Below are 15,463 nucleotides of genomic sequence, written 5' to 3' on the forward strand. Positions count from 1 at the left end.
TCATCCCACCTGGTAATCGCGATCGGGTTGGTCGGTCAAGAACATGTACCCGGGGGCGTGCGTGACGGCGAACGGCGGCCGTGACGCCATCAGCGCCGCCTGCGGGGTGACGCCGCAGGCCCAGAACACCGGCACGTCCCCGGGCTCGGCGTCGACCGGATCGCCGAAATCCGGCCGGGCGAGGTCGGCGATGCCCAGGTCGGCCGGGTCGCCGACGTGCACCGGAGCACCGTGCACCGCGGGCATCGCGGCGGTGATCCGCACCGCGTCCTCGACCTGGGCTTCCGGAATCTGCCGCATCGACACCACCATCGGGCCGCTCATCCGGCCAGCCGGTTCGCACTGCCGGTTCGTCACGTACATCGACACGTTGCGGCCCTGATCCACGTGCCGCAGCGGGACGCCCGCGGCGCGCAGCAGCGTCTCGAAGCTGAAGCTGCAGCCGATGGAGAACGCGACCATGTCGCTGCGCCACACCCCGGTGGCGTCGGCGATTTCGCTGGTCAGCGCGCCGTTGTGCCAGACGCGATAGCGCGGCAGGTCGGTGCGCAGGTCAGCGCCGGGCGCGAGCCGCGTGGTCGGGTCGCCGGGTTCGCTGACGTCGAGCACCGGGCACGGCCGCGGGTTGCGGGCGCAGAACTCGCGGACGTCGTCGGCCCAGTCCGCGGGGACGGCGATCAGGTTGGTCTGGGCGTAACCGTCGGCCCAGCCGGTGGTCGGGCGTTCGGTGCCGGCGCGGAAGAGCGCGCGGGCCTCGGCCGGAGTGAGCGTCGAAGGATCGTAGGAAGTCGTCATACCTCCACCAGTTCCTTGCCTCGCGTTTCCGGCAGCCCGAGCAGCGCTACCGCGGCGATCGCGTAGCCGACCGCGCCGAGCACGATCGCGCCGCCCGCACCCAAAAAGCCCACCACGGCGGGGAAAGCGGCGCCGACCGCGCGGCCGAAGTTGTAGGTGAAGCCCTGTCCGGTGGCGCGCAGGGCGGTCGGGTACAGCTCGGCGAGGTACGCGCCGAAGCCGCTGAAGATCGCCGAAGTCGAGAAGCCGAGCGGGAAACTGATCAGCAGCATCAGGCCGTTCGCGCCGTAGGGCAGCTGCACGAACAGCACGATCAGCAGCGCGGACACGACGGAGAACAGCAGGAACGTCTTCTTCCGGCCGAGCAGGTCGGTGAGGTAGCCGCCGCAGACGTAGCCGATGAACGCGCCCGGGATCAGCAGCGCGAAGTAGCCGCCGGTGTTGACCACGGACAGGCCGCGGCTGCTCTGCAGGTACTTCGGCATCCAGGTGAACAGTGTGTAGTAGCCGCCCTGGACGCCGGTCGCGAGGAGCGCGGCGAACACCGTGGTGCGCAAGAGATTCGGGCGGAAAATCCCGGCGAGCGAGCCCTTGACCTTCGCTGAGACCCGTCGCGCGGCTGCTTCGGGCGCGTCCTCGACACTGCGCCGGACCCACAGCACGAGCAGCGCTGGGATCACGCCGACCCAGAACAGCACGCGCCAGGCGATGTCCTGGTCGAGCACGCTGAACAGCACCGTGTAGACGATCACCAGCAGGCCCCAGCCGACCGCCCACGCGCTCTGCACGAACGCCACCGTGCGGCCGCGGTACTTGGCCGAGCAGTACTCGGCGACCAGCGCGGCGCCGACCGCCCATTCGCCGCCGAACCCGAGGCCCTGCAGACCGCGGAAGATCAGCAGCGTTTCGAAGTTCGGCGCGAAACCGCAGAGCACCGTGAAGATCGTGTACATCGCGATGGTGAGCTGCAGCGTGCGGACGCGGCCGATGCGGTCGGCGAGCACGCCGGCTCCGACGCCGCCGATCGCGGACACGACCAGCGTGACGGTGCTGAGCAGGCCCGCTTCTCCGGACGTGATGCCGAAGTAAGCGGTGATCGCGGCCAGGCCGAAGGGCAGGGTCTGGTAGTCGAACGAATCGAGGCCGTAGCCGCCGAACGCGCCGAGGAAGGCGCGGCGGCCCTTGTGGCCGAGCGAGCGATACCAGCCGAACGGGCGGGCCGCGTTCGCGGTGCCGTCGGCGACGTTGACGTTCATAGGGCACCTCACAGGGGGACGAACTCATGGTGGCACGAGTCACATGGCCACTACCGTACGGATCGTTCAACAATCCCACAAGTCCCTCATTTTATTGTTCATCGTCCGATGGCTACGCTGGGCGACGTGGTCACCGACGGAGAGCCGATGGGCCTGGAAGCGGATCGCGGGCTGCTCGGCCGGACGAGCACCGCGGAACGCGTCGCGGGCGTGCTGCGCACGCGCGTTTCCGAGGGGTACTTCCTGCCCGGAGTACGGCTTTCGGAGCAGGACATCGGCAGCGCGCTCGGGGTGTCCCGCAACACGCTCCGTGAGGCTTTCCGGTTGCTGACTCACGAACGGCTGCTGGTGCACGAGCTGAACCGCGGCGTGTTCGTGCGCGTGCCGAGCGTCGACGACGTGCGCGACATCTACCGCGTCCGCAAGATCATCGAGTGCGCGGCGGTCCGCGACGTGACCGAGAAGCCGGCGGCGTACGAGAAGATCGCCAGTACGGTCGCGGACGGCGATCGCGCGGCGAAGCAGGCGCAGTGGCAGGACCTGGGCACCGCGAACATCCGTTTCCACGCGGAACTGGCGGCGCTCACCGGCAGCGAGCGCATTGTCGAGCTGATGCAGGCGCTCGCCGCGGAGCTGCGGCTGGTGTTCCACGTGATGGCCGACCCGCGCCGCTTCCATGAGCGGTATCTGCCGCGGAACCACGAAATCCTGGACGTGCTCGTGACCGGCGACGGGATCCGTACGGCGGAGATGCTCGCGGTCTACCTCGACGACGCCGAGGCGCAGCTGGTCGAGGCCTACGCGGAGCTGGCCGAGACCCGCTGAGCGGTTCGGCCGAAACCGGCCGGTTTGCCCGGGAAGGCAGCGAGCATGGCCGTTCGGCCCCTCCTGTCATCCGGAGGCTCCACGGCGCACGCGGTCTGGCTACCTTCGGCAGTAGGCCGCGTGAGCGTGCCGCCCCGGGCGTCGGGACCCCCAGCCGACGCGCGGAAGGCGGCCGGTGGCCGGGCGGCAGATCTTGGTTCCCGCCCGGCCAGCGCGGTGTCCGCGGCGGGCCGTGGCCACCGGGGGGTGGTTACGGCCCGCCGCTCATTCTTTGCCGACAGTGTCCACAGTGGACGGCTACTGGTTCACCGACCATTTCTGGTTGACGTTCCCGGTGCACGTCCACAGCTGCAGTTTCGTCCCGTTGGCCGAACTGACCCCGGCGGCGTCGAGGCATTTGTTCGCGTGCGGGTTGACGATGTCGTGCGCGGCGGTCACGACCCACTGCTGTGCGTCGCTGCCGTTGCAGTCGTACATCTGGACCGGGGTGCCGTCGGCGGTGCCGGAGTACTTGACGTCCATGCACTTGCCGAGCGCGCGAATGGTCCCGTCACTGCCGACAGTCCAGTCCTGCGCGGCGTTGCCGTTGCAGTCGGTGATCTGCAGCTGAGTGAAGTTCGCCGGATTGGCCCAGGGCACGTCGACGCATTTGCCGCCGATGCCGATGATCCGGCCGCTCGACCCGCCGGTGCCGCTCGTGGTCACGTGCACGTAGTCGACGACCAGCTGTTGCGGGAATTGCGTGCTCCCGTCCGGATCGCCGGGCCAGTCGCCGCCGACCGCGAGGTTCAGGATCAGGTAGAAGGGGTGGTCGAAGACCCAGCGGTTGCCGTTCAGATCGGCGGGGGTGCGGGTCTCGTAGGCGTTGCCGTCGACCGACCAGACGATCTTGTTCGGCGACCAGTCGACCGCGTAGGTGTGGAAAGCGTCGGCGAAGACCGGGCCGTTGTACGCCGCGCCGATGCCGCCGGCGCCGGAGTAGCCGGGGCCGTGGATGGTGCCGTGCACGGTGTTCGGTTCCTTGCCGATGTTCTCCATGATGTCGATTTCGCCGTCGTTAGGCCAGTTTCCGCCGCCGAGCATCCAGAACGCGGGCCACATGCCCTGGCCGCGCGGGATCTTCATCCGGGTTTCGACGTGCCCGTACGCCTGGCTGAATTTCCCGGCGGTGTTGAGCCGGGCGGAGGTGTACTGGCAGGTGCCGTACCAGCAGGTGTGGCCGGAGTTCTCGCGTTTCGCGGTGATCACCAGGTGGCCCTGGCCGTCGAGGGCGCCGTTCGCGGCTCCCGCGGTGTACCACTGGCGTTCGTGGTTGTTGCCGTTGTTGTCGCCGGTTTCGTAGGTCCATTTCGACGCGTCGGCGGCGGCTCCGGCGGGGCCGTTGAAATCGTCGGTGAAACTGTCGGCGGCCGCCGCGGTGGGCGGGGCGAGGACGGCTGGCGCGGCTTGGAGGCCTAGCGCCAGCAGTGCGGCCGCGGCGAGGGCGGTGGGGAGACGTCTCAGGAAACTGGACATGCTTGGTCACCTCGGTTTCGGGGAGGAACCTAGAGCGAGGGAGTGCTTTGTTGTGGCGGGCAACAAAGTAGGAGAAGTATGCCTGGTCTGGACCTCTGCGGCAATGGGCCGGGAAGGGCTCCTCGCGGGAAGCAGAGTCCGGCGAGGAGTCCTTCACGGACGGCCCGCGGGGTCACCTGGCCGAGGGTAAGGCTGCCCCCACCGCCGTGACGCCAGTCGGCACCATGGTTCGCCGGAAGCCCCCGTCCTACGTTCGGAAGTGCCAGCCGAGACCGAACACGGGAGAGAGGCCGACATGACGGCGGGGACGGATCTTCGACCACCGCGGGTGCAGCCCGCAGCGGAGCGAACCATACGGGTCGAGCCGGGAAAGCACTGGTGGCGGCGGCCGTGGATCGCGCCGCTCGGCCTGGTGGTGGTCGCGTTCCTGGCGTATGCGCTGCCGCCGTACCTGGCGTTCGACCCGGCGCTCTCGCGGGTGCCGTCGACCTTCCCCGCGCACTACCTGTTCCTGGTGGGGCACGTGGTGTTCGGGTCCATCGCGATGGTGACCGCGTTGCTGCAGGTCTGGCCGTGGATCCGGCGCAAGCACCCGGTGCTGCACCGCTATTCCGGCCGCGCGTACGTGTTCGCCGGCGTGCTGCCGTCCGGGCTGCTGGCGCTGACGATCGGCGCGGCGACCCCGTTCGGGCCGGTGACCCGGGCCAGCGACGTGCTGCTCGCGGTCTTGTGGCTCGGTACGACGTGGGCGGGTTACCGCGCCGCTCGCGAACGCCGGTTCGGCGATCACCGGCGCTGGATGGTCCGCAGTTTCGCGCTGACGATGTCGATCATTCTCAACCGGCTCATCGGCCCGATCGCGGCGATCTTCCTCGGACCGCAGCTCGCCACCACGTTCGGCGGGAGCGAGATCGCGCTGGGGCAGTCGATCGCGGCGCTCGGGGCGTGGGTGAGCTGGACCGTCGCGCTGATCGCGGCGCAGCTGTGGCTCGACCGGAAGCCGAAACGCCGCGCGAGTGTTTAGCCCTGGCTGAATAGTGTGGTGTCCGCGCCGCCTGCTGGTCAGAAAACCAGCAGGCGGCGCGACGGCTCATCCGCGCCGCTGCAACGACCGCGCGATGATCGTCCGCTGGATCTCGGACGCGCCTTCGTAAATGCGCGGCGCCCGGACCTCGCGGTAGAGATGCTCCAGCAAATGTCCCCGCCGCAGTGCTCGTGCGCCGTGCAATTGCACCGCTTGATCCACGACGTATTGCGCGGTCTCGGTCGCGAACAACTTCGCCATTGCCGCGCGACCGGCCAGGTTCTGCTCGCCCGCGTCGTAAGCGGCCGCCGCGGCGTACACCAGCAGACGGCCGGCTTCGGTCCGCGTCGCCATTTCGGCCAGCGTGTGCGCCACGGTCTGCTGTTTCACCAACGGGCCGCCGAATGCTTCGCGCGAAGCCGTGTACTCCACGGTCGCGTCGAGGGCGGCTTGCGCCATGCCGACCGCGAAAGCGCCGACGCTCGGACGGAACAAGTCCAACGTCCGCATGGCTACGGCGAAACCGCGGTTCTCCTCGCCCAGCAGTTCGTCGCGATTCACTCGGACACCGTCGAATACCACCGTGCCGATGGGGTGCGGGCTCACCAAATCCAGGTGCTCGCCGCTGAGCCCAGCGCGGTCGCCGGGGACGACGAACGCGCTGACGCCGCGGGATCCGGCGTCGGGAGTGGTGCGGGCGAAGACTGTGTAGAAGTCGGCTTCCGGGGCGTTCGAGATCCACATTTTAGTGCCGGTGAGCCGCCAGCCGTCCCCGTCCGGTTCGGCGGAGAGCTGCAGTGCGGCGGCGTCGGATCCCGCGTCCGGTTCGGTCAGTGCGAACGCGGCGACGGCGTCACCGGCGGCGACGGCGGGGAGCCAGCGCTGGACCTGTTCGTCCAAACCGGACTGGAGTACCGGGTAGCTGCCCAAGCCCTGCAATGCCAAAGCGGTCTCGGCTTCCGTGCTTTGGGTGGCGAGGGCTTCGCGCAGCAGGCACAGATCGGTGGCGGCGGCTTGCCGGGTCGGCTGTCCACTTTCGACTCCGGGGAACAGCCGGGCGAGCAAACCGTGTGAGCCCATCGCCTTGAGCAGCGGACGGTTTACGGCGCCTTCGGCACCGGCGGCGGCCAGTTCGACGAGTTGCTCGGCGGCGATTTTCCGGACGGAAGCGGCGTACGCGGTCTGTTCCGGAGTGAAGGCGAAAGCGTTCATCGGGCGTCCTCCGGTCGCCAGCGGGCATGGGCGGTCTGGTGGCCGCCGGTGCGGACCAGATCGAGGCGTGGTTCCGGACCGTCGGTGCGGCCGGTCTGCGGCGGGCGTTTGCCCGCTGCCCACTGTTTCGGCCACGCCACCGGATACTCCTGCGCGGCGGCCGCGTGCAGGGTCCATTGTGGATTGAACAGGTGGGTGCGGCCGAGTGCGCACAGGTCGGCCCGGCCCGCCAGGATGAGCGAGTTCACGTCGTCGTAAGAGGAAATCGCTCCCACAGCGATCACCGCGGTGCCGTAACGGCGTCCGACTTCGTTGCGGATCCGGTCAGCGTACGGCGTTTGGTAGCTGCGGCCGAACTTCGGCTTCTCCTCGCTGACCACCTGGCCGGTCGACACGTCGATGGCGGCCGCGCCATGCTCGGCAAAAGCTTGTGCGATGGCCACGGCTTCGTCGGCGTCGTTGCCGCCCTCGAACCAGTCGGTGGCGGAGATCCGGACGGTCAGCGGACGGTCGGCCGGCCACACGGCGCGGACCGCGTCGAAGACTTCCAACGGGAAGCGCAGCCGGTTTTCCGGGGAGCCGCCGTAGGAATCGGTGCGCTGGTTGGTGAGCGGGGACAGGAAGGACGACAGCAGATAGCCGTGCGCGCAGTGCAGTTCCAGCAAATCGAACCCGGCGCGTGCGGCGGCTTCCGCGGCCGACACGAACTGGTCCTTGATCTCGCCCAGTTCGGCGACGGACAGCTCGCGCGGCGTCTGGTTGTTCGGCGAGTACGGCAGCGCGGACGGCGCGCAGACCTCCCAGTTGCCCTCCGGCAGCGGGTCGTCGATGCCTTCCCACATCAGTTTCGTGGAGCCCTTGCGGCCGGAATGCCCCAGCTGCAACCCGATCTTCGCCGGGGTTTCGCGGTGCACGAACTCGACGATCCGCTTCCACGCGGCTTCCTGCTCGGAGTTGTAGAGCCCGGGGCAACCCGGCGTGATCCGGCCTTCGGCGGACACGCAGATCATCTCGGTCATGACCATCCCGGCCCCGCCGAGTGCCTTGCTTCCCAGGTGCACCAAGTGGAATTCGCCGGGCACGCCGTCGACCGCGGAGTACATGTCCATCGGCGACACGACGATCCGGTTCGGCAATTCCAGCGAACCGATCCGCACCGGCTGGAACATCGGCGGCGCGACGGAGGTGCCGAGCGAATCAGCGAACCACTTATCCAGCGAGGCAGCGAATTCCTTGTCCCGCAGCTTCAGGTTGTCGTACGTGACGCGGCGGCTGCGGGTAAGCAGGTTGAACGCGAACTGCTCTGGTTCCTGATGCGTGTACTGCGCCAGATTCTCGAACCACTCCAGGCTCGCCTGCGCCGCACGCTGCGTAGAGGCGACAACCGGACGGCGCTCTTCTTCATACGCGGCAAGGGCTTCCGGAACACTCGGCTGTTCGTGCAGGCACGCGGCGAGCGCGAGCGCGTCCTCCATCGCGAGCTTCGTGCCCGATCCGATGGAGAAATGCGCGGTGTGCGCCGCGTCGCCGAGCAGTACGACATTCTCGTGGACCCAGCTATCACAGCGAACCGTGCCGAAGGTGGCCCACTTGGAGTTGTTGGCCAGCAACTGATGTCCGTCGAAAATGTCGCCGCACAGTTCGCGGATCAGCTCGATCGACTTCTCGTCGCTTTCGCCAGGGCCGAGTCCGGTGGCGGCGATCGGCCCGAATGCCCGCTGCCACACGTCCTCGTGCATCTCCAGGATGAACGTGCTGCCGTCGCGGCCGTACGGATAGCCGTGGACCTGCATGATGCCGTGCGGGGTTTCGAGCACGTAGAACTTGAACGCGTCGAACACGAGGTCGGTGCCGAGCCAGATGTAGCGGCACTGCCGGGTCTCGACGCTCGGCCGGAACGAATCGGCGAACGCCGTGCGCACCGCGGAGTTCACGCCGTCCGCCGCGACCACGAGATCCGACGAAGCGGCCAGTTCGGCGGGATCCGGCGCGACAGTGCGGAATCGGACATCGATGCCCATTTCGCGACACCGCTGCTGCAGGATCGCGAGCAGTCGTTTGCGGCTCATCGCGGCGAACCCGTGCCCGCCCGAGGTCGACACGGTGTCGCGGTAGTGCACGTCGATGTCGTCCCAGCGCGCGAACTCCCGGCTCATCGCCTCGTGCACGGCCGGGTCGGCGTGCTCGATGCCGCCGAGCGTCTCGTCGGAGAAGACGACGCCGAAGCCGAACGTGTCGTCAGGCGCGTTGCGCTCCCAGACCGTGATCTCGTGGTCCGGGCCGAGTTGTTTCGCGAGCACGGCGAAGTAGAGGCCCGCTGGCCCGCCGCCGACTACTGAAATCCGCACGCAAGCCAGGGTATGTCGTCTGAAGTACGGTCGTCAAGAAGACGATAGATGGGTTACGCTCCCGGCATGGAGCGGATCAATCCCCCCGAACTGGGCAAGCCGTCGGGGTTCTCGCACGCGGTGGCGGCGCAGGGCAGGCTCGTGTTCCTCGCCGGGCAGACCGCGCTGGACGCGGACAACCGGATCGTCGGCGACGGCGTCGTGGAGCAGTTCGAGCGTGCGCTCGGCAATCTGCTCACCGCGTTGCGCGCGGCCGGCGGAGAGCCCGCGGACCTGTGCAGCCTGACCGTCTACATCGTCGACATGGACGATTACAAGGCGCACGCGCGCGAGATCGGCCGCGTGTGGAAGCGGCTGGTGGGCGCGGATTACCCGGCGATGGCTGGCATCGGCGTGAACCGGCTGTGGGACGTCGAGGCGCTGGTGGAAGTGCAGGGCTACGCGGTGGTCAACCGCTGAGCACCTGGCGCAGGTGCGTGCGCGCGGCTTCCTCGAGCCGGTCGTGCAGCGTGAAGAACACCTCGGCGGCGCGGATGCCGGACCAGCCCTCGGGCAGCAATTCGGCGGGCAGGCACGGGTCGAGATACGGCATCCGCCGCCAGCCGGTGAGCACGCGCAGGTAGTCGGCGAACGCTTCGTCGCCGGGCGTCGTGCGGCGGCGCTGCCACCGGCGCAGCGCCGGTTCGTGCTCTTCGAGGAACGCCGTGTACAGCTCGTCCAGCTGATCCAGGTCCCACCACTCGCGCACCTTCTCGCGCGGATCGCCGAAGGCGAGGTGCTCGGCGCGAAACACGTCGGCGTACTCGGCGAGCCCAAGTCGCTCCAGGGTGCCGACAGTGACCTCGTACAGGTGCGCCGGCGCGATCCAGACGCCCGAGGACGCGGTGCCGAAGCCGAGCCGCGACAACTGTGTCCGCAGCACGTGCCGCTTGTGCCGTTCGGCTTCCGGCACCGAAAACACCGCGAGCAGCCAGCCGTCGGCGAGTTTCGCGCGGTCCCGGCGGAAGATCCGTTCGTCGCCTTCGCGCAGCAAATCCAGTGCGGTACCGGACAATTCGTACCCGGCGGCTCCGTCGCGGCGCACCGCTTCGAGCACCCCGCGCCGTTTGAGCCGGGAAATCGACGACCGCACGGCGGGCTCGTCGACCCCGACCGCGGCGAGCAGATCGATCAGCGAGGCGACCGAAAGCCATTCGCCGCCCGCCTGGTGATGCACGCCGTAGACCGACACGATGAGGTGCCGGGGCTGGGCCGCGCGCCCGCCGTCGGCATCGGCTGCTTCCGGTACGGCCGTCACCCGCTCACCATACCGTGCCGTCCGTCGCGAATCCGACTACAGACGGGCGGGCAACCGGCGCGGGGTAGCATTTCCGGCGCGATGGCGTTTGTGAGCAATGCACCTTTGGTGAGCCGGCTGACCCGCCGCGGACGGCTGATGGCGAAGCGCACCTGCGACCGCCGTGGACACGCCTTCGCGCTCGGCCGGTTCCTTTTCCGCACCCCGACCGCGTGGGAGTACGCGGCGGCGGTCGCGGGCGGCAGCGATCCGGCGGCGCAACGCTGGCTCGGCTGGCTGGCCGAGTCCGTGGTGGCCGAACCGATGCGCGGCGAGGCGCTGCGCGTCGTCCCCGGCACCGGACCGGACTGGACCACGCCGGACCCGCATTCGGTGGACGTCGTCGCGATCGATCTCGTGGCGGGCCGCTGCGCCGGTCTCGTGAGCGTGCACGCGGGCGAGGACGGCGGCCCGGAAACCGGCGGCTATCTCGCGCCGGAGTACCGCGGACAAGGCTTCGGCCGCGATCTGTTCGCCGCCGGTCTCGTGCTGGCGCACGAGCATCTCGGGCTTTCGCGGGTGCGCGCGGGCGCGGAGGTCGGCAACGTCGCGAGCGGCCGTTCGCTGGAAGGGGCCGGACTGCGCCGGGTCCCGGGGCCACCGCAGTACACGCTGCCGGACGGACGGGCCTGCGAAGCCTGGTGGTACCAGCACGACGCGGCCTGGCCGCGGAAATGCGCGGGACCGCAGGCGCAGTGGCTAGTCGCCTCGTGAGCCGTACTCCTCGTACGCCCGCAACGTCCTGATTACCAGCGCCCGTTCTCCCGGGCTCAACGGCGACAACGCCGCCTCCCACGCCTTCGCTCCGCGAGCCAGCCACGCGTCGACGGCGGGCCGCTTGTCCGAGTGGATGCTCACGATGGTGCGCCGCCGGTCGTCCGGGTCCTCGGCGCGCTCCAGCACGCCTTGCCGGGACAGGTCGCCGATCATCAGACTCGCTGTGGTGGGCGCGATTTCGAGCCGGGCGGCGAGTTCGTTGACCGTCATCGGGCCGTCGAACAACAGATAGGCCAGCAGGGACAAATGCCGCGGCGCGAGCGCGACGTCGTCGAGTTCCGGCGGCGGCGGCGTCCGCTTCGCGCGCCCGACGAGACGGGGCATGAGAAGCAGCAGTTCGCGGACCCCGTCCTCGACGGTCGGGCCGGATTCGGTGGCCATGCGGCGACAGTACCTGCGCGTGTGTTGACAGCCCGATTCGCGCGATCCTAGGTTTGTTGTTACATCATCAATCAGGGAGTTTTCCGATGTCGGACTGGAACCAGCAGATCATCGACGAGTTCCGCGCCAACGCGGGCAAGGTCGGCGGCATGTTCGAGGGCAAGAACATGGTGCTGATCACGCACACCGGCGCGAAGAGCGGCAAGCAGCGGGTCAGCCCGCTGGTGTACACCACCGACGGCGACCGGATCGTGATCGTCGCGTCCAAGGGCGGCGCGGACACCAACCCGGACTGGTACCACAACCTCGTCGCGAACCCGGCCGTCACGGTCGAGATCGGCACCGACAAGTTCCCGGCGAAGGCGAAGCTCGTCACCGACCGCGCCGAGCGCGACCGGCTCTACGCCAAGATGGTCGAGCACGCGGAGGGCTTCGCGGAGTACGAGAAGAAGACCGAGCGCCTGATCCCGGTCTTCGTTCTCGAGCGCTGACTCAGCCCAGCGGCTGTCCGTAGACGAAGCTCCGCAACCGTCCAGTCGACATCGGGTCCAGCGGAGCGAACAGCTTGGCGTGCGCGGCCTGCACGGTCGCCGCGTCCGGCTCGACCATCGACAGCGCGCGCACGGTGTAGCGCGAATCGGCGGTGAAATCCGGCGCGGACGAGTGCTGGTACGCGCCGCCGAGCAGGTCGATGATCAGCACGGTCGGAACCGGGGCGTCCGGGCCGGCGTGGTCGAGCACAGTGCTCAGCACGTCGTCCCGGAGCTCCGGCAGCACGCGGTTGTCGCCGAGGTACGAGTGCGGGTTCGGCGGCTCCGCGGCGATCTTGCCGGAGTCGGTGAACGGCATCGTGGTCAGCGTTTCCTGGAGCGGGCCGAGTGCGCGCAGGGGAGCCACGAGCTGGTCTCCGTCGGTGCCGAGGCAGGCCACGCGGATGTGTGCGATGTGCTTGCCCCGCAACGGTTCCGGCACCATCGGCAGATCCGGGTAGGGCACCATCGCGACCGAGGTGCCGACGGTGTCCGGCAGGTCGCGGGTCCAGTCGCGCCAGGTGCGCAGGACGTCCGGGATCTTGGCGGTGTCGAAGTACAGTCCGCCGCCGTACAGCGTGGTCACCGGCACGAGTTCGAACTCCAGCGCGGTCACGATCCCGGCGTCGAGCGGGCCGGTCGTGCGCGTGCCGTCGGGACGGACGATCTCGGCGGAGCGGACGCGGTCGGACGCCAGGCCGAAGTGCCGGCCGAGGAGGCCGAAACCGCCGCCGAGGGTGTAGCCGACCACGCCGACGCCCGGTGACGAACCGCTCAGCGGCGCGAGCCCGTGTTCCGCGGCGGCGGTGATGACGCTGCCCCAGGTGGTTCCGGCTTCGACGCGTGCCACGGCGCGGTCCGGGTCGATGGTCACGCCGGTCATCCGGCGCGTCGAGATCAGCACGCCCTCGGCCGGCGCGCGCAGCCCGTGGCCGGTCGCCTGCACGGAAACCGGCAGGTCGCGCTCGGCCGCGAGCCGGACCGCCGCGGCGACGTCGTCGGCGCTGGTAGCGGCGACGACCAGGTGCGGAGTAGAGGTGATGCCGGTCTGGAACCCGGCGATCTCTTCGCGGTAGCCGGGCTGGTCTGCGGTGAACGTCTGCATGCCTTCAGCGTGCTGGCTGTTCGACGATAAGTCCAAGAGATACTAGTTCCAGCAGCTAGAATTGCTGATTATGGAACTGCATCAGCTGGAGTACTTCGTCGCGGTCGCGGAAGAAGCCAACTTCACGCGCGCGGCGGCCCGGATGCACGTCGCGCAGCCGGGGGTCAGCGCGCAGATCCGGCGGCTGGAACGCGAGCTGGGGCAGCCGTTGTTCGACCGGTCCGGGCGCACGGTACGGCTTACCGGCGTCGGCGAGGCCGCGTTGCCGCACGCCCGGGCGGCGCTCGCCGCGGTCGCGGCGGTGCGCGAGACGGTCGCCGAGCACGAGGGGTTGGTGCGCGGTCAGGTCGCGATGGGGATGGTGACCTCCGCCGGGCCCGTGGCGCTGCCGGAGTTCCTGGCCGGGTTCGCGGAACGCTACCCGGGAGTGGAAATCACGCTCAGCGAAGCGAATTCCGACCTGATGGTCGACGCGCTGCGCGAAGGACGGCTGGACGTCGCGGTGATCGGCCTGGCCGACGGGGTGCCCGCTGGGTTGACCACTCAGATCGTGCTCGACGAGGAGCTGGTCGCGGTCACCGCGCTGCGTGACGAGTTCGCTGACCGCGCCTCGCTCACCTTGCCGGAGCTGGCCGAGCGGTCGCTGATCTGCCTGCCGAAGGGCACCGGCATGCGCGGTGTGCTGGATCGCGGGTTCGCCGCGGCCGGGCTGCGTTCGCGGGTGACGATCGAGGCCAGCGACCCGAACGTGCTGGCCAAGCTCGCGATGCGCGGCCTCGGCGTGGCGCTGGTCCCGGAATCGCTGGCTCGCTACTACGCCGAGGAGCTGCACGTCCTGCGGTTGCGGCCGGAGTTGCGCGGGCAGCTGGCGCTGGCTTGGCGGTCCGACGGGCCGGTGGGGCCCGCGGCGCGGGTGCTCATCGAGTTCGCCCGGTCAGTGCTTTAGCGAGCGGCGAAGGATACCGACGCGGCCTCGGATTCGCCAATGAATTCGGGCCGGAATTCCCGAACCGACGACCGGGAACTCCCGAACTCATCCAGCCGAGTGGGCCGTTCAGGTTATCTTGCCGCGTATTCCCGGAAATTCGTCGTACTGTCGGCAGCGGCCGCGAGTGCGGTCGAAGTTTCGGAGAAGACGGAGGAATTTCCGTGAAGCTTGTTCGTCTCGTGCGCAAGGCCCTTCCGAGCAAGAGCCTGAAGTCTTACGCCTGGTACGGCTGGATCTGACGGTCCCATTAAACGGTACCGGCCGGTTCCGGAATTTCCCGGAACCGGCCCGTGCCGCCGCTCACGAGGAGTTGCGCGGTGACCATTCCCGCTGAACGGAACAAAGTGCGCCAGGTGGTATTCGCGCCGCGCATTCAAGAACTGTTCGACCGTTATCGGGGGAAATCCTTCTTTCGGCTGGAACCGGACACTGTCGGCGTCGCCGGGGCCGAGCTGATGGACGCTTTGCTGCGCAGCCGGCCGGCGAACGCCGAGGAACGGCCGACGTTCAAGCCGGTGCGCGGCCGGGTCGTCACTAGGCCGGAATCGTCGGCGCTGATGCGCGCGGTCGGCGCGGACGTGCGCGCCGCGCTCAAGAAGCCGCTCGGCGAGGCCGATCTCTCCGGGACGTGGCCCGCCGTGCCGCACAACTACCTGCGGGACCTGGTGTTCGGCCGCGAACAGTGGCGGTTCCGGGTCCTCGTCGACCGGCGGCTGGAGCTGACGCCGAAGATCACCTGGGCGGCGGTCGCCGCCGGAGCCGCGCTCTGGGGCCGGCCCGCGCCCGAGGTCGCGCTGTCCACTTTGGCGCGGATGGTGCTGGAAGCGGACACCTACGACCAGCGGCGCTTCGCGATGTACCTCTACCGGCGCGTGGCCGGGCCGGTCTGCTTCACCGTCGCCGCGCTGGTCACGAACGCTTTGTGGCTCAGTTCGCCGCTGGACGACGACGTGCCCACCGAGTACGTGCTCAACGAGGCACTGCGCCTGCTGCCGCCGTCGTGGAACATCCTGCGCGTGCGTTCGCCGGAGTTCGCCGAGGTGGATGCGCGGATCGGCCCGGGCGACGACGTCCTGCTGCTGCCGCTGCTCAGCCACCGCGACCCCGAACTGTGGGACGCGCCGGACGAGTTCCGGCCGAGCCGCTGGGCCTCGCTCGACCCGGACACCCACCCCGGTTACCTCCCGTTCGGGCACAGCAACGAACGCTGCTGGGGCCGGCACATGGTGCTGCCGCTGGCGGAACGCGTGCTCGACCTGGTCCGGCGCGACGGACTGGTCGTCGATCCGGCGCAGACGCGGGGCCGGGTGCACCTGGACGGGCTGCTGGAGGTTTCGGACGTGCGGGTCGTGCGCGCCTGAGGGCTCTTGA

At 69.2% G+C, this 15,463-nt stretch carries 16 protein-coding genes; 8 read left to right on the forward strand and 8 right to left on the reverse strand.

The genetic code is table 11. From position 1 onward, the window contains the following. Complete coding sequence (locus FKO37_RS08025) at positions 1–795, reverse strand: putative hydro-lyase (protein ID WP_037811014.1); 795 nt, start codon at positions 793–795, stop codon at positions 1–3. After that, positions 792–2,051: an MFS transporter gene (locus tag FKO37_RS08030; protein WP_037811016.1), complete on the reverse strand. Its 1,260-nt coding sequence runs from the start codon at positions 2,049–2,051 to the stop codon at positions 792–794. The genes FKO37_RS08025 and FKO37_RS08030 overlap by 4 nt, the downstream gene beginning before the upstream one ends. A gap of 108 nt (positions 2,052–2,159) precedes the next feature. Here FKO37_RS08030 and FKO37_RS08035 point away from each other — a divergent pair, with 108 nt between their 5' ends. Continuing rightward, positions 2,160–2,876: a GntR family transcriptional regulator gene (locus tag FKO37_RS08035; protein WP_199817519.1), complete on the forward strand. Its 717-nt coding sequence runs from the start codon at positions 2,160–2,162 to the stop codon at positions 2,874–2,876. A gap of 297 nt (positions 2,877–3,173) precedes the next feature. Here FKO37_RS08035 and FKO37_RS08040 read toward each other — a convergent pair whose 3' ends face one another. Continuing rightward, positions 3,174–4,391, reverse strand: coding sequence for a glycoside hydrolase family 16 protein (locus FKO37_RS08040; protein ID WP_238604117.1), 1,218 nt, complete (start codon positions 4,389–4,391; stop codon positions 3,174–3,176). A 295-nt stretch (positions 4,392–4,686) separates the two neighbouring features. Here FKO37_RS08040 and FKO37_RS08045 point away from each other — a divergent pair, with 295 nt between their 5' ends. Then, positions 4,687–5,415 carry a DUF2306 domain-containing protein gene (locus FKO37_RS08045; RefSeq protein ID WP_240014169.1) on the forward strand — a complete coding sequence of 243 codons (729 nt, stop codon included), beginning with the start codon at positions 4,687–4,689 and terminating at the stop codon, positions 5,413–5,415. A 66-nt stretch (positions 5,416–5,481) separates the two neighbouring features. Here the strand turns inward: FKO37_RS08045 and FKO37_RS08050 are convergent, their stop codons facing one another. Together FKO37_RS08050 and FKO37_RS08055 are read right to left on the reverse strand one after the other, a co-directional pair. Then, positions 5,482–6,627 (reverse strand): acyl-CoA dehydrogenase family protein, encoded by a 1,146-nt coding sequence (locus FKO37_RS08050; protein ID WP_238604118.1) that lies wholly within the window; start codon positions 6,625–6,627, stop codon positions 5,482–5,484. Further along, positions 6,624–8,975, reverse strand: coding sequence for a bifunctional salicylyl-CoA 5-hydroxylase/oxidoreductase (locus tag FKO37_RS08055; protein WP_238604119.1), 2,352 nt, complete (start codon positions 8,973–8,975; stop codon positions 6,624–6,626). The genes FKO37_RS08050 and FKO37_RS08055 overlap by 4 nt, the downstream gene beginning before the upstream one ends. Before the next feature lie 66 nt (positions 8,976–9,041). On the opposite strand from FKO37_RS08055, the gene FKO37_RS08060 reads away from it, so the two are divergent. Further along, positions 9,042–9,434, forward strand: a complete 393-nt coding sequence (locus FKO37_RS08060; RefSeq protein WP_037811023.1) for a RidA family protein — start codon at positions 9,042–9,044, stop codon at positions 9,432–9,434. Here FKO37_RS08060 and FKO37_RS08065 read toward each other — a convergent pair. Then, complete coding sequence (locus FKO37_RS08065; protein ID WP_037811024.1) at positions 9,424–10,272, reverse strand: PaaX family transcriptional regulator C-terminal domain-containing protein; 849 nt, start codon at positions 10,270–10,272, stop codon at positions 9,424–9,426. The two genes, FKO37_RS08060 and FKO37_RS08065, sit on opposite strands and share 11 nt — an antisense overlap. An 81-nt stretch (positions 10,273–10,353) precedes the next feature. Here FKO37_RS08065 and FKO37_RS08070 point away from each other — a divergent pair, with 81 nt between their 5' ends. After that, positions 10,354–11,025 carry a GNAT family N-acetyltransferase gene (locus FKO37_RS08070; RefSeq protein ID WP_037811025.1) on the forward strand — a complete coding sequence of 224 codons (672 nt, stop codon included), beginning with the start codon at positions 10,354–10,356 and terminating at the stop codon, positions 11,023–11,025. On the opposite strand, the gene FKO37_RS08075 is transcribed toward FKO37_RS08070, so the two are convergent. Next, positions 11,011–11,469, reverse strand: a complete 459-nt coding sequence (locus FKO37_RS08075; protein WP_238604120.1) for a MarR family winged helix-turn-helix transcriptional regulator — start codon at positions 11,467–11,469, stop codon at positions 11,011–11,013. The two genes, FKO37_RS08070 and FKO37_RS08075, sit on opposite strands and share 15 nt — an antisense overlap. 86 nt (positions 11,470–11,555) lie before the next feature. Between FKO37_RS08075 and FKO37_RS08080 the strand changes: the two genes are divergently transcribed. Next, positions 11,556–11,960, forward strand: a complete 405-nt coding sequence (locus tag FKO37_RS08080; RefSeq protein ID WP_037811027.1) for a nitroreductase family deazaflavin-dependent oxidoreductase — start codon at positions 11,556–11,558, stop codon at positions 11,958–11,960. Between the two features lies 1 nt (position 11,961). Here the strand turns inward: FKO37_RS08080 and FKO37_RS08085 are convergent, their stop codons facing one another. Continuing rightward, complete coding sequence (locus FKO37_RS08085; RefSeq protein ID WP_238604121.1) at positions 11,962–13,104, reverse strand: FAD-binding oxidoreductase; 1,143 nt, start codon at positions 13,102–13,104, stop codon at positions 11,962–11,964. A 70-nt stretch (positions 13,105–13,174) separates the two neighbouring features. Between FKO37_RS08085 and FKO37_RS08090 the strand changes: the two genes are divergently transcribed. From FKO37_RS08090 to FKO37_RS08095, 3 genes are all read left to right on the forward strand, one after another. Next, positions 13,175–14,050: a LysR family transcriptional regulator gene (locus FKO37_RS08090; protein WP_037811030.1), complete on the forward strand. Its 876-nt coding sequence runs from the start codon at positions 13,175–13,177 to the stop codon at positions 14,048–14,050. A 203-nt stretch (positions 14,051–14,253) separates the two neighbouring features. Continuing rightward, the gene (locus FKO37_RS47715) at positions 14,254–14,331 is read left to right on the forward strand and encodes a tryptorubin family RiPP precursor (RefSeq protein WP_350539724.1); all 78 of its coding nucleotides are present in this window, start codon (positions 14,254–14,256) and stop codon (positions 14,329–14,331) included. Positions 14,332–14,409: 78 nt separating this feature from the next. Continuing rightward, complete coding sequence (locus tag FKO37_RS08095) at positions 14,410–15,453, forward strand: cytochrome P450 (RefSeq protein WP_037811031.1); 1,044 nt, start codon at positions 14,410–14,412, stop codon at positions 15,451–15,453. Positions 15,454–15,463: the final 10 nt, after the last annotated feature.

Source organism: Amycolatopsis sp. Poz14 (assembly GCF_006704225.1).
Taxonomy (GTDB): Bacteria; Actinomycetota; Actinomycetes; order Mycobacteriales; family Pseudonocardiaceae; genus Amycolatopsis; species Amycolatopsis nivea.